We start from the raw sequence: 12988 nt of genomic DNA, 5'->3' as shown, positions 1-12988 counted from the left end.
CGAACACCATGCGGTGCGTTCGAATCTGTGGCAGGGTCTAGCGGGGCGTTTCAACAGGATCCGCGCGATCCGAGGGGAGTCTGCTGCGCCGTGTCCAAAAACGCCGCCGGAGCGCGTACGGGAAGCGAGCAGGCCCTGGCGCTCTACCAGGAGTTGCGCGGCAGCACCGGCGAGTCCTTCGACGACGTGGCCCGCCGGCTCGACCTGACCAAGGCCGAACGCGAGCGCTGCCACGCCGAGTTGGTCACCCTCGGCCTGATCGCCGGGCCGGACCCCGCGGACAGTGCGGACAGTGCTGCCGGACCGGACGGCGGCGGCCGGAACGGCCGCGCCGCCGTCCCGACCGTGGTCGACCCCGACATCGCGCTGCTCCGCCTCCTCCAGCACGAGCGCGAGCGCCTGGAGAACCGGCTTGCCGAGACCAGCCGCGCGCACACCACCCTGGAGACCCTCGCCGGACCGTTCCTGCGGGCCGGCATGCAGCCGGGCTCCGAGGTCGAGGTCGAGATCGTGGAGGATCCGGCCAGGATCCAGCGGGAACTGGCTGACCTGACGAACGCGGTGCGGAGCTCCGTCCATTCCATGCTCACCGGATCGGTGCGCCGCGAGGAGATGTCCCTCGAACTGGCGCGGGACCGCGACCGGGTGGCCCGGGGCGTGCGCGTCCAGGCCATGTACAGCCACCGGGTCGGCCAGGTCCCGGAGATGGCGCAGCACCTGGCCGAGCGGACCGCGCTCGGCGTGGAGGTGCGGCTCTCGGCCGTCGTGCCCATGAACATGGTGCTCGCCGACGAGAACTTCGCGCTGCTGCCCACCGATCCGCACGACCCGGACTCGGCCGCGATCCTGGCCCGCGGACCGGGCCTGGTGCGCTCCTACCGCGCCCTCTACGACTACTGCTGGCACGCCGCCACCCCGTACGGCCACGAGGAGCCGGCCGAGCGCGGCGGCGACGGGCTGTCCGAACAGCAGCGCGCCGCCCTGCGGATGCTCGCCTCCGGCATCAAGGACGAGCAGGTGGCCCGCAACCTGGGCGTCTCGCTGCGCACGGTCAGCCGGCTGATCTCCGAGGTCATGCAGGAACTCGACGCCGCCAGCCGCTTCGAGGCCGGCGTCAAGGCCGCCCGGCTCGGGCTGCTCGACGGCGAGGCGTACGAGGCGCCCACGACGTAGCCTGATCATGGAACCGCGGGCGGGCACGTCGCACGACGGCGCGGCGCGCACGGTTCGAGTCGACAGAGTGCCGCGTGCGGGCGGCCCCCGTCCAGGAGGCCGAGCCGGGGGAACCACGACGACGAGGGGGAGACGCGCCATGGCTGCGACCGACGACACCACGGGCGGCGGGACGACCGGAGGCGCCGTGCCCGCCCACCACGCCGCGCACCCGGCCGCGCACCCGGCCGGGGACCACACGGGACCGACCCTGGACCACACGGACCCGCATGCCCGACTCGTGCCGCTCTACCAGGAGTTACGGCGCCGGGGGGTGTCCAGCTTCGCCGCCGTCTCGGACGAACTCGGGCTCTCCGCCGAGGAGTACGAGCGATGTCGGGCCGAACTGATCGCGCTGGGGCTGATCGTGCCCACCACGCGCACCCACGCCACCCTCGCCGACGTCCGCGCCGGCACCTGGCGCGCGGACGCCGACACGGTCGCGGCGGTCGACCCGGAGATCGCGCTGCTCCGGCTGCTCGACCGCGAGCGGGACCGGCTGCGCGAGCACCTGGCGGAGGCCGACCGGGCGTACGCGAACCTGGAGGCGCTGGCCGGCACCTTCCTGCGGGCCAGCGTGCTCGCGGGCTCCGAGGTCGAGGTGGAGGCGCTGACCGACTACCGGCGCATCCAGCAGGCGCTGGACGACATCATCGACGTGATGCAGGAGAGCTCGGCGTCCATGTACCCCGGCGGGCCGAGCCGCGAGGTGCACGAGGTGACGCTCGACCGGGACCGCCGGCGCCTCGAACAGGGCATCCGGGTCCGGGCGATCTACGCGCACGAACACGCCACGCGCCCGGACGTGGCCGAACTCCTGGACGCCCGCAGCGAGCTGGGCGCGGAGATCCGGGTCGCCGCGGTCGTACCGCTCAACATGATCATCATCGACCAGCAGTACGCGATGCTGCCGATCCGCCCCGAGGACGCCCGCAAGGGCGCCATCCTGGCCCGCGGCCGGGCCCTGGTGCGCTCCTACCTGGGCCTCTTCGAGCACTGCTGGCACACGGCCGTGCCGTACGGCTCCGGGGCCGCGGCCGAGCGCGGCGGCGACGGGCTCTCCGAACAGCAGCGGGCGGCGCTGCGGATGCTGGCCACCGGGATGAAGGACGAGAAGATCGCCCGCAGCCTCGGGGTGTCGCTGCGCACGGTGAGCCGCATGCTCTCGGAACTCATGCAGGAACTGGGGGCGACGAGCCGTTTCGAGGCGGGTGTGCGGGCGGTGCGGATGGGCTGGCTGGACTGAGCCGGCGGCCCCCGAAGGGCCGGGTACGGGCACGGAAAAGGCCCCGTGATCGTGGCAGGGCGATCACGGGGCCTTTTCTCGGCTTCTTCGGCTCTTCGGTTGTTCGACTCTTCGGTTGTTCAGCTTCGCCCGTTCAGCTCTTCGGTTGTTCGGCTCGAAATATGCCGGGCGATTGTTCAGTTGCTCGGCGCGGGGGTGGGGACCGGCCAGTTGTCGTCCGCGGCCACCATCTGCGGAGCCTCGGGGGCGGTGGACTCACCGCTGGTGGCGGCGATCGTCGCGCCGCCGGCGACGGCCAGACAGGCGACCAGGGCGAGGGCGAACTGACGGACGGTCTTCTTCATGATTCCTCCAGGAGTTGGAATGTGAATTCCGGCTTCTGGGGGCCCGTGCCGCCGGGCTCTCCCTGAAGACATCTCCATTCTGTCGGGGGCTCCGAGGCGAATCCAGGGATTCTCTCTGCGTGGACCCGCCATGGCGTGAGTGCGTCAATGCGCCATCACGGGAACGGAATTGGAGCATCCTGGCCGCCCCTAACCTTTGGTCGGACCAAAAGAGATGCTAGACTCGTGCTACGGCCTTCTCGTTCCTCCAGGAGAGAGGGGCCGCCGGGGCAGGGGCGTGCCGCCGCCCTTGCCCCACCCGTGCCGACGGCGCCGCCGGCCGCGCCACCGCGTCCTCGTAGACGTCGATCGTCCGCGTGGCGGCCACCCGCCAGCTCATCCCCCGCGCGTGCCGCGCCGCCGCCTCCCCCATCGTCACCCGCGCCCGCGGGTTCCGGGCCAGCCACAACAGCCGCCGCGCGTACTCCACCGGGTCGTGCCCCGGCACCAGCAGCCCCGTCACCCCGTCCCACACCGCCGTCGGCAGCCCGCCGACCGCCGCCGCGAGCACCGGCGTCCCGCACGCCTGCGCCTCCAGGGCCACCAGACCGAAGGACTCCGAACGCGAGGGCACCACCAGCACGTCCGCCGCCCGGTAGTAGTCCGCGAGCCGCTCCTGCGGCACCGGCGGGCAGGGCTTGAGGACCTCGTCCACGCCCAGCTCGGCGGCCAGCCGCCACACCGTGCCCTGCTCCGTCGCGCCCGAATGCCCGCCCACCACCGGCACCACCGTCCGGCGGCGCAGCTCCGGCGCCATCCGCAGCAGCTCCGCCACGGCCCGCACCAGCACGTCCGGCCCCTTCAGCGGCTGGATCCGCCCCGCGTACAACGGCACGAACGCGTCCGCCGGCAGCCCGAGCCGGGCCCGGGCCTCCGCCCGGCCGCCGCCCGGCACGGCCGGGTGCGCGAAGGTGCGCAGGTCCACCCCCGGCCGCACCACCTCGGTGCGCACCGGGTCCGCCCCGTACAGCGTGCGCAGCGCCTCCGCCTCGTCGCCCGTGTTGGCGATCAGCCGGTCGGCGTCCCCGACCACCTGGCGCTCGCCCCGGATCCGCAGCTCGGGCTCGGGGCGGTCGCCCTCGGCGAGGTGGGCGTTCTTCACCAGGGCCAGGGTGTGCGCGGTGTGCACCAGCGGTATGCCCCAGCCGAAGGAGGCGATCCGGCCGGCCTGCCCGGACAGCCAGTAGTGCGAGTGGACCAGGTCGTAGCGCCGGCCGGCCCGGCGGGCCTCGCCGAGCAGGGCCAGCGAGAAGGGCACGACCAGGTCGGGCATGGCCTCCTTGGGCAGCGGCCGGCGCGGACCGGCCGGCAGGTGCCGGACCCGTACGCCCGGCTCCAGGTCGACCGGACCGGGCGGGAGTTCTCCCCGGCAGCGGGTGAACAGGTCGACCTGGACGCCCTGTTCGGCGAGGGCGCGGGACAGCTCGACCATGTAGACGTTCATCCCGCCGGCGTCCCCGGTTCCGGGCTGGTGGAGCGGGGAGGTGTGGACGCTGAGCATGGCGACGCGCAGGGACACGAGGGGCTCCTGTGGGGTGGGCCGCGTGCCCCCGCGCGTGGCGCGCACGGTCACGCGGCAGGGAGGGAGGGCGAGAGGGCTGTTCCTTCGGGCTGGTGCGGGCCCGCGGGTGCGGGTGCGTGGTACGGGCCCGCGGGTGCGGGTGTGCGGTGCGGGTGCGGGCCGTGGGCGCGCGTGGTGCGTGGTGCGGGCCGTGGGCGGGGCGGAGAGGGGGGTCGTGGGCGGCAAGTACGCGACTTCTTAGGGGCTTAGAAGCCGGGGGCGGTACGGATCCGGCCTCAGAATCCGAAGACGGGACCGGACGGCGGCGCGAGCCGCGTGCCCGGCAGCGGGGCGATCAGCGCCGACCAGTCCACCGGCCGGCCCGGCTCCACCTGGAGCGCCGCCGCGAGCCGGTCCGCGCCCTCCGGCATGGCCGGCCGGGCCCAGGCGGCGAGCGCCGAGGCCACCGCCAACTGTGCGGCGAGCGCGGGCAGATGCCGGCAGTTGGTGGTCGGGCGGCAGCGTTCGTGCGCGTTGACGTAACCGAAGTCGGCGACCGAGCGGACCATCTCGTCGAGCACCGCCACCGCCCGCCGCGGGTCGAAGGCGTCCGGGCCGTAGGCCTCGCGCAGGTCGTCCAGACCGCGGTGCAGCCGGCGCTCCAGGACCGTCCAGCCGGTGCCGCCGGGCATCGCCTGCGGCGCCACCCCGTCGCACTCCTCGCGGACGGCCGCGAAGAGCCGGGTCAGCCAGCTGTTCCAGATCTCGTCCAGCTCCTGCCGGGCGGCGGCGAGCCGGTCGCGCTGGTGCACCGTGCGGCGGCCGGTCGGCCGGGCCTGCAGGACGTGCCGGCGCAGGGTGTCGGAGCCGTACTCGGTGAGCAGGTCGAGCGCCCACACGTTGCCCTCGCGGACGCCCTCCTCCACCACGTACGACTCGTTGACGTTGAACTCCTGCGGCAGCTTCACGTCCTGCGCCAGCAGCAGCACCGGCAGCAGCACGGCGTGGCAGAAGGAGTGCCCGAAGCCGCAGAAGTGGATCGTGCGGCGCGGCAGCGGGCCCTTCGGGTCGTAGCCGAAGAGGTGCATGGCCGCCGCCTCGAAGCAGGCGTCGATCCGGTGGTCCGCGAAGCCCTCCACGGGCACGTCGAGACCCCACTCGGCCGGGTGCCCGACGGCGATGTCCGGCAGCCCGTCCTCCACCAGCGACTCGCACAGCGCGGCCAGCCGGGGCGGCAGCTCGACCATCGCCCAGTAGTCGGACAGCTGGTCGCGGAAGGGCTCCAGGGGCACGTACAGGCGTCGGCAGCGGCGGGCCAGCGCCGGGGTGTCGCACAGCGAGCAGCGCGGGGCGATGAGGTCGCCGCCGTCGTTCGGCCGCGCGCACTCGTGGCACATGCCGCCGTCGCTCGACGCGCCGCAGTGCGGGCAGGTGCCGGTCACGTGCGCCCCGTACAGCCAGCGCTCGCACGGCTCGCAGTACGGCAGCAGGCGGGTGCGCGGGGCGATCACGCCCTCCGCGTACAGCCGGCTGAAGAGGTCCTGCACCCAGCGCGCGTACCCGCGGTCCTTGCGCGGCTTCACGATGTGGTCGAAGGCCACGCCCGAGCGCAGCCAGTCCGCGGTGATCGCCGCGCGATAGCCCTCGGCGACCTCCTCCGGCTTGCGGCCGAGCCGGCGCGCTCTCACCTCGACCGAGCTGGCGTGGTCGGCCGTACCGGTGGTGAACCGCACGGGCTCGCCTTCGGCCCGCAGGAAGCGGGTGAGGACGTCGGCCGCGACGTACGGCCCCGCCAGATGGCCGATGTGCAGTTCGCCGTGGGTGGCCGGAGGGGTCGCGGTGATCCAGACGGGCGTGTTCATGGGACCTCCTTGACGCTGTCGTGCGGTGGTGGGAAGCGCTTGTCAGCGAGGCTCGAAATGGAAGGAGCGGATGAAGCAGTCGCGCGGCTGCTCGACGGCGTAGACGATGCATTCGAACAGCGCCTGGGTGGTGAGCTTCTCGTCGGGCGCGATTCCGTCCGGATTCGAGCCGTCCCATTCCGCGTGGCGCGGGTCGGAGGTCGAGAAGTCCGGCGGGAAGAGGGAAAAGACCCGCACCCCGGAGGGCCGGAGGCGACGGGAAAGGATGTCCGCGAATCCGGCCTGCGCGCTCTTCGCCGCCCAGAACGCCTCGTGCGCCGCGCCGGCCGTCGCCGCGGAGGCGCCCTCGGCGTCGCGCACCGCCACCATGTTCACGATGTCCGGGCGCAGCGAGCCGCGCAGCAGCGGCAGGAAGTGCTTCACCATCAGCACGGTGCCGCCGGCGGTCGACTCGATCGTCTCCACGATCTGGTCGTCGCTCGCCGCCTCCAGGTCCATCCCGTCCAGCCAGCGCGCACCGTTGTTCACCAGCAGGTCCACCCGGTCGGTGCGCTCGCCGACACGGGCGGCGAACTCGCGGATCTCGGCGGGGCGGCTCAGGTCGCAGCCGAAGGCGTGGATGCGGTCGCGGGCGGAGCCCATGACCTCGGTGCGGGTCCGCTCTGCGGCCTCGACGGTGCGGGCCGACACGTAGACCTCCGCGCCGAGATGGGCGAATCCGACGGCGAGCGCGCGGCCGAAATAACGGCTCGCCCCGGTCACGACGACACGCAGATTCTCGAATTTCATGTGTGTCTGCTCTCCCCACGGATACCCACGGATACCGATTGCCGGTCGTAATTCAGCGTGACAGAGGTGAGCCGCCGGATGCCCGGCGAGACGGGTGCGCGTTCACGCCGTTGCGTGGATACGCCAGGGGAGTTGGAGCCGGTCGAGCACCCGGGCCCGCTTGTGGTGGACCCGTACCCGGTCCGTCTCCGCCGACACGGTCACGGTGGCCCCCGGCGTACGGATCCGGGTCACCGGCCCCGCGAGGACGGTGCCGTCGATCGCCCCGGCGGCGGCGAACGCGGCGGCGCCGGTGAGCGCGAGGCGGGGGTGCCAGCCGCCGACGGTGAGGGCGCGGGCGGTCACGGTGCCTCCGGTGCGGGTGCCGCTGGTGCGGGTGAAGACGGCGATCTTGGGGAGCGGGGAGCGGGGCGGGTGGCCGAGGAGCCGGGCGGCGTGGGCACGGAGCTCCAGGAGGCGGTCGTGGAGGGGACCTTCGGGTACGGGTCCGGGGACGTGCCGGGCGTCGACGAGGACGTACGGGTTGCCGTACCGGATCAGCGTCACGGGCACCCCGTCGAGGACGTCGACGGGCCGGCCGGTCGGGAGGGTGCCGGGGGCGGTGGGCGGGCGCAGGAAGGCGAGCGTGTACGCGCCGTCGCCCTCGGGCGTGCAGCGCACGGTGTCCCCGGTGGTGACCGCCCGGACGGTGACCGGCCGCGCGGGCGCGTCCACGGTGGCCTCACCGGCCACCACGCAGGCCAGGAGGGAGTGTCCGCAGCCGGTCCGGAAGTCGAACCGGCCGTCGGGCAGGGCCTGGACGAAGCGGTAGTCGAGGTCCGCACTTGCATCGGCATCGGCTCGGCCGGAGGGCCCGTACAGGGCGATCTTGCCGAGCCGGGCGTACGGGGTACGGGCGAGGGCCGCCCGGAGCCCGGCCAGCTCCGCGCTGGACGCGAGGGCGCCGGGCGGCAGCTGCCCGACCCGGATGACGAGGGTCGGGCCGGGGGCGTCCTCGGCGAGGACGAGGTGGGCGGGGACGGTAGGGACGGGGACGGGGTGGGTGGGGGCGCCGGGGGTGGGGGCGGTGTGGGCCGGGAGGAGGGGGGCCGGGGCGCGGTGGGTGGAGGTGCCGGGGGTGGGCGCGCCGGGGGCCGGGACGGGGTCGGTGGGGGCGGTCGGCCCGGGGCCGGCGCCCGGGCCTGGCGGGCTCACGCCGCGCAGCCGACCGGGATGCGCATGCCCTGGACGACCTCCGACCACAGCTCGTGCACCGCGAGGGCCCACAGCGCCAGGGCGATGTGCTGGTTGGGGCGCTCCAGGTGGCGGGCGAGGAGCCGGTTCACGCGATCCGCGCGGATCTTGCCGCCGAGCACGAGGCGGGCCGGCGAGAGGAGTTCGCGCACGGTGTCGAGCAGCGGCCCGCCCGGCGAGATCATCGCCGCGATCGGCAGCGTGAACGGCTGCTTGGGCCGGTTCAGGACGCCCGCCGGCAGCAGCTCCGCCCCCGCCTCGTACAGCGCCCGCTTCCCGTGCCGCGCCTCCACCGGCAGTTCGCGCGCGTGAGCCACGACGGCCGGCTGGCAGAACGGCATCCGCGCCTCCACCGCCCACGCCATCGACAGGTGGTCGACCCGCCGCAGGTGGTAGGCGGGCAGCCGCCAGCGGGTCTCGAAGGCCGACATGACCGAGGCCCGGTCGCCCTCCGCCGATCTGAGCTCCTGCTCGATGCGGTCGGCGGCCGAGCCGTGGTCGGCGATGTAGGCGGCGTACGAGGAGGTGTAGAGGTGCTCCCGCAGCAGCCGGGGCGCCGCCGAGAGCGCGTCCGCGTACGCGCTCGCCCAGTCCACGCCCGGCGGCGCCGTCAGCGCGGCCCGCATCCGGTCGTACCCGCCGAACAGCTCGTCCGCGCCGTCGCCGGAGAGCGCGACGGTGAAGCCGTTCTCGCGGACGGCGCGGAAGAGGGCGTACGTGGAGAGGGTGATCGGGTCCGCGTTGGGCTGCCCCAGGTGGCGGACCGTGCGGGTGAGCAGGGAGGGCAGCTCGGTGGGGTCGACGGTCACCTCGTGGTGCACGGTCTTCGCCCGGCGGGCGACCGCACGCGCGTGTGCGGACTCCGAGTCGGGCCACTTGCCGCGGTAGGTGAGGTGGAAGGTGTGCAGCGGCGGCGCGTCCGTCTCGCGGGCCTGCTCGGCGGCGAGCGCCGTGATCAGGCCGGAGTCGAGGCCGCCGCTGGTGATCGCGCACACCGGCACGTCGGCGGTGGCGAGCCGGCGCACCTCGTGCCGCAGCACGTCCTGGGTGTCGCCGACGGGCGTCGCCGCGTGCGGGGCGCGCCGGCGCACGAGCGGTGCGCGGCCGGGCCGTACGAGCGCGGTCGCGCCGGGCGGCAGGACGCTGATCCCGTCGAGGGCGGTCTGCGAGGCGTACGGGGTGCGGGTGGCGAGCACCGTGTCGAGGGACTCCTCGCGCGGCGCGATCCGCACGCCCTCGAAGGCGAGCAGCGCCGGGATCTCGGAGGCAAAGCGGGTGGAGCCGTCGCGCGGGTCGTGGTGGAGGTGGATCGGCTTCATGCCCATGTCGTCGACGGCGAGGACGAGTTGGGCGCTGCCGGGGCGCAGGTCAAGCACGGCGACCGCGAACATGCCGTCCAGGTGCTCGGCGAAGCCCGGCCCGTACTCGGCGTAGAGCGCGGGCAGCAGCGTGCCGTCGCAGCGGTCGGGGAAGCGGTGGCCGCGGGCGGCGAGGCGGCGGCGGAGCTCGGCGTGGTTGTAGATCTCGCCGTTGAGCACGGCGAGGATGCCGGGGAGGTGCGGCAGCCGGTAGGGCTGGGTGCCGCCGCACGGGTCGGTGACGGCGAGCCGGTCGCAGCCGAGCGACCAGCCGGGGCCGCTGAGCACCTGGTGCTCGTCCGGGCCGCCGTGCCGCTGGCGGGCGGAGACCGCGGCGAGTTCGGCCGGGTCGGGACGGGCCCCGTCCGTGCCCGCGGCGAAGGAGCCGAGAATCCTGCACATTGCCGGTCGCCTCCGGATCACTCACTTGACCACTGGTCGCGTGCGCTGAGTCAGTCTCTTTTCGCTCTCAATGATTTGAATCTACCAAGCTTTTGGGTGGCGCGTAAGTGCCATGTCCGGTTCACGCCAGGACTTGGCCTTGCGACGCCCCTGCGACGCCAAGAGGCTGGCCTCATGGAGGACTTGGAGATCGACCCGACCGTGCGCAGTGCGCCGGAATCACTGCTGGTGGTGGCCGCGCACCCGGACGACATCGAGTTCTGCGTGAGCGGCACCGTCATGCAGTGGATCGAGCGCGGCACCCGCGTCACGTACTGCATCGTCACCGACGGCGGCGCCGGCGGTTACGACCCGCTGCTCCCCCGCCAGGCCATGGCGGACCTGCGCCGCGCCGAGCAGATGCACTCCGCGAAGCTCAGCGGCGTGGCGGACGTGCGCTTCCTCGGCTACCCCGACAGCTTCGTCGAGGCGGACGTGCGCCTGCGGCGGGACCTGTGCCGGGTCATACGCGAGGTGCGGCCGCAGCGGTGCATCGTCCCCTCCCCCGAGATCAACTGGGCCCGCGCGGCCGACCTCCACCCCGACCACCGCGCGGTCGGCGAGGCCTGCCTCCGCGCGATCTACCCCGAGGCCCGCAACCCCTTCGCCCACGCCGAACTGTTGAAGGAGGAGGGCCTGGAGCCGTGGATCGTCCACGAACTGTGGCTGATGACGGGCCCGACCCCGAACCAGTACGTGGACGTCACCCCGGTCTTCGACCGCAAGGTCGAGGCCCTGCGCATCCACACCTCCCAGACGGCCCACTTCGACGACCTGGCGGGCCTGTTACGCGACTGGCTGAGCGAGCACGCGCGGGCGGGCGGGCTGCCGCCGGGGCGGATGGCGGAGGCGTTCCAGATCGTGCACATCGACTGAGGGGGCGACCCGGGGACGGGGTGCGCGGTGGGCACGGTGGGCGCGGTGGGCGCGGTGGGCGTGCCGGGCAGGTCGGGCGGGTCGGGGCGGGCCTCGGGGGTGGCTGCAGTACGCTTCATACCCAGGGGGGTATCCGACACCTGGAGCACCTGGAGCACCGCCATGGACTACGGCATCCCCGTCACCCTCGACCTCCCCTTCGCCGAGGCCGTCGACCGCGTACGGGCGGCACTCGCCGAGCAGGGCTTCGGCATCCTCACCGAGATCGACGTGCAGGCGACTCTGAAGGCGAAGATCGGCGCCGAGATGGAGGACTACCTCATCCTCGGCGCCTGCAACCCGCCGCTGGCCCACCGCGCCCTGGAGGCGGACCGGCACATCGGGCTGCTGCTGCCGTGCAACGTGGTGGTGCGGGCCGCAGAGGAGCCCGGACAGACCGTCGTCGAGGCGATGGACCCGCAGCTGATGGTCTCCGTGACGGGCCGGCCGGAGCTGGCCCCGGTCGCCGAGGAGGCGGGGGCGCGACTGCGCGCCGCGCTCGGGGCGCTGGTGGGGTGAGGCCGGTGGGTGGTGGCGCGGGGGGCGCTCCGGTGGGTGCGTTCGGGACTGCATGATTTACGGCGCGGCCGGGCCCTCCGAACGCCGAAGGCCCTCCACCCCGCGCCACAAATCACGCTTCACGTCCCGAACCCACCCCCCTGCGCACCCCCCGCTCCCGCCCGTGGCTCGGGCCCGCGCAGGTCTCAGAGCAGGTGCGGCGGCGGCACGACCAGCACCACCGCAATCAGGCGCGGCCTCAGCCGGGGAAGCGCCTGGGTCTCGAACCAGCCGCCACAGGGCAGCGTGTGCCGCCGGGCCGTGCCGGGGGTGGGTTCGCCGAGCTCGGAGGGGTCGATGCCGAGGTTCGCCAGGTCAGCGATCTGGTCGGCCATCGCCTTCACCTCGTCGCGGACCACCTCGGGGTAGCTGGCCTGGTCCTCGGCCTGGAATGCGTAGTCCCACGTCCACTCATCGGTCACCGCTCGGATCCGCCGCCCGTGGCGAGGCCGGCCTCGACCGCGGCAGCACGGCGGATTCCGCTGATCTCGGCTGCGATACCGAGTGCGGCGTGCGGGTCTGCGACCTCCGAGGCGGCCGTCTCCAAGTCACGCAGCCGGGCGGCGGTCTCCGGATGCCGGGCGATGGCGACCTCGACGGCCCAGGCCTCGGCGAACACCCGCAGCGGTGTCGCCGAGGTCTCCGCACGGGCCCGCGCGGTGGCGGCCGCCCGATCCTGGTCGAACTGCGGCAGCAGGTGCGGGGCGACCTGGGCGAGCGCGGAACGAATCGCCTCGGCCTGCACGGGCGGCTGCGGTACTGCGGCGGGGTTGCGGGCGGGCTGACTCATGGCGCTTCGCTCCCTTCGTCGAGATCGCCGTTCATCTGCTCAGACTCCCACAGAAGCCCCGTCTGCGGTGGCCCGCAGCTCGCACCACACCGTCTTCCCGTACGGCCCCTGCTCCACCCCCCACCGCACCGCCACGGCCTCCACCAACCCGAGCCCCCGCCCCGACTCGGCCCCGTCGGCCGCCTCCCGCAGTACGGGCCACACCCGAGGGTCGGGGTCCGTTACCGCGAGCCGGACCTTCCCGGAGTGCCGTGCCGTCACCCGTACGGTCACGGGCGTGCCCTCACCGACGTGCTGGATGACGTTCGTCAGCAGCTCGCTCGCACAGAGCCGCAGCTCGTCCCCGGCCAGCATCCGCCGCACCTCCGGCACCGCCTTGGGCACGGCGAGGACCTCAAGCACGAACGGCACCCTCACCCGCCGGCCGCCTTCCGCAGGACGGCGGTGAGCTGGCGCGCGGTCGCCACGGTGCAGTTGCCGAGCGCGACGAGCGGCGGCCGGACGTGCGTCCCGGCGAGGGTGACGGGGTCCACCCCGAGGGAGGGGAGGGTGATGCCGTGAGCGGCGAGCGCGGTGCGCAATGCATCGATGTCGGGCTGGAGGTCGTCGTTCGAGCGAGCCATGAGGAAGGCCACCTTTCGTAGCGGGGCGTGACGAACCCTTCACACGCTGCCGCCCCGTGGCTCTACCGTGGAAGGGT

14 protein-coding genes are annotated in these 12988 nt (G+C 73.8%); 4 read left to right on the top strand and 10 right to left on the bottom strand.

Annotated features, from left to right (window positions below; genetic code table 11):
- Positions 1-90: 90 nt before the first annotated feature.
- Both ACIGW2_RS01100 and ACIGW2_RS01095 read left to right on the top strand, forming a co-directional pair.
- A complete protein-coding gene (locus tag ACIGW2_RS01100) occupies positions 91-1173 on the top strand; it encodes a LuxR C-terminal-related transcriptional regulator (protein WP_391652767.1) in 1083 nt (360 codons plus the stop codon).
- Between the two features lie 139 nt (positions 1174-1312).
- Positions 1313-2458, top strand: coding sequence for a LuxR C-terminal-related transcriptional regulator (locus ACIGW2_RS01095; protein ID WP_399840463.1), 1146 nt, complete (start codon positions 1313-1315; stop codon positions 2456-2458).
- A 176-nt stretch (positions 2459-2634) separates the two neighbouring features.
- Here ACIGW2_RS01095 and ACIGW2_RS01090 read toward each other — a convergent pair whose 3' ends face one another.
- From ACIGW2_RS01090 to asnB, 6 genes are all read right to left on the bottom strand, one after another.
- Entirely contained in the window at positions 2635-2802 is a 168-nt protein-coding gene (locus ACIGW2_RS01090) for a hypothetical protein (protein WP_356068501.1), read from the bottom strand.
- A 217-nt stretch (positions 2803-3019) separates the two neighbouring features.
- Positions 3020-4342 (bottom strand): D-inositol-3-phosphate glycosyltransferase, encoded by a 1323-nt coding sequence (gene mshA / locus ACIGW2_RS01085; RefSeq protein ID WP_361575717.1) that lies wholly within the window; start codon positions 4340-4342, stop codon positions 3020-3022.
- A 296-nt stretch (positions 4343-4638) separates the two neighbouring features.
- Positions 4639-6204: a class I tRNA ligase family protein gene (locus ACIGW2_RS01080; protein WP_361574520.1), complete on the bottom strand. Its 1566-nt coding sequence runs from the start codon at positions 6202-6204 to the stop codon at positions 4639-4641.
- A 42-nt stretch (positions 6205-6246) separates the two neighbouring features.
- A complete protein-coding gene (locus tag ACIGW2_RS01075; protein ID WP_356068497.1) occupies positions 6247-6993 on the bottom strand; it encodes an SDR family oxidoreductase in 747 nt (248 codons plus the stop codon).
- 102 nt (positions 6994-7095) lie between these two features.
- Positions 7096-8187 carry a hypothetical protein gene (locus tag ACIGW2_RS01070; RefSeq protein ID WP_399840462.1) on the bottom strand — a complete coding sequence of 364 codons (1092 nt, stop codon included), beginning with the start codon at positions 8185-8187 and terminating at the stop codon, positions 7096-7098.
- Positions 8184-9986: an asparagine synthase (glutamine-hydrolyzing) gene (gene asnB / locus ACIGW2_RS01065; protein WP_399840460.1), complete on the bottom strand. Its 1803-nt coding sequence runs from the start codon at positions 9984-9986 to the stop codon at positions 8184-8186. Before asnB ends, ACIGW2_RS01070 begins: the two co-directional genes overlap by 4 nt.
- Positions 9987-10160: 174 nt before the next feature.
- Here asnB and ACIGW2_RS01060 point away from each other — a divergent pair, with 174 nt between their 5' ends.
- Both ACIGW2_RS01060 and ACIGW2_RS01055 read left to right on the top strand, forming a co-directional pair.
- Positions 10161-10901, top strand: coding sequence for a PIG-L deacetylase family protein (locus ACIGW2_RS01060; RefSeq protein ID WP_356068491.1), 741 nt, complete (start codon positions 10161-10163; stop codon positions 10899-10901).
- A 162-nt stretch (positions 10902-11063) separates the two neighbouring features.
- Positions 11064-11459: a DUF302 domain-containing protein gene (locus tag ACIGW2_RS01055; protein WP_391652771.1), complete on the top strand. Its 396-nt coding sequence runs from the start codon at positions 11064-11066 to the stop codon at positions 11457-11459.
- Between the two features lie 185 nt (positions 11460-11644).
- Here ACIGW2_RS01055 and ACIGW2_RS01050 read toward each other — a convergent pair whose 3' ends face one another.
- The 4 genes from ACIGW2_RS01050 to ACIGW2_RS01035 are packed head-to-tail and all read right to left on the bottom strand — an operon-like array spanning position 11645 to position 12911.
- The gene (locus ACIGW2_RS01050) at positions 11645-11920 is read right to left on the bottom strand and encodes a hypothetical protein (protein ID WP_356068488.1); all 276 of its coding nucleotides are present in this window, start codon (positions 11918-11920) and stop codon (positions 11645-11647) included.
- Positions 11917-12288: a hypothetical protein gene (locus ACIGW2_RS01045; RefSeq protein ID WP_391652772.1), complete on the bottom strand. Its 372-nt coding sequence runs from the start codon at positions 12286-12288 to the stop codon at positions 11917-11919. The genes ACIGW2_RS01050 and ACIGW2_RS01045 overlap by 4 nt, the downstream gene beginning before the upstream one ends.
- 39 nt (positions 12289-12327) lie before the next feature.
- A complete protein-coding gene (locus ACIGW2_RS01040; RefSeq protein ID WP_391652773.1) occupies positions 12328-12690 on the bottom strand; it encodes an ATP-binding protein in 363 nt (120 codons plus the stop codon).
- Between the two features lie 11 nt (positions 12691-12701).
- Entirely contained in the window at positions 12702-12911 is a 210-nt protein-coding gene (locus ACIGW2_RS01035; protein WP_391652774.1) for a hypothetical protein, read from the bottom strand.
- Positions 12912-12988 lie beyond the last annotated feature (77 nt).

Origin of the sequence: Streptomyces sp. NPDC053541, from assembly GCF_044544705.1 — a bacterium.
Lineage (GTDB): Bacteria > Actinomycetota > Actinomycetes > Streptomycetales > Streptomycetaceae > Streptomyces.
This window is presented reverse-complemented; position numbering and strand designations above follow the sequence as displayed.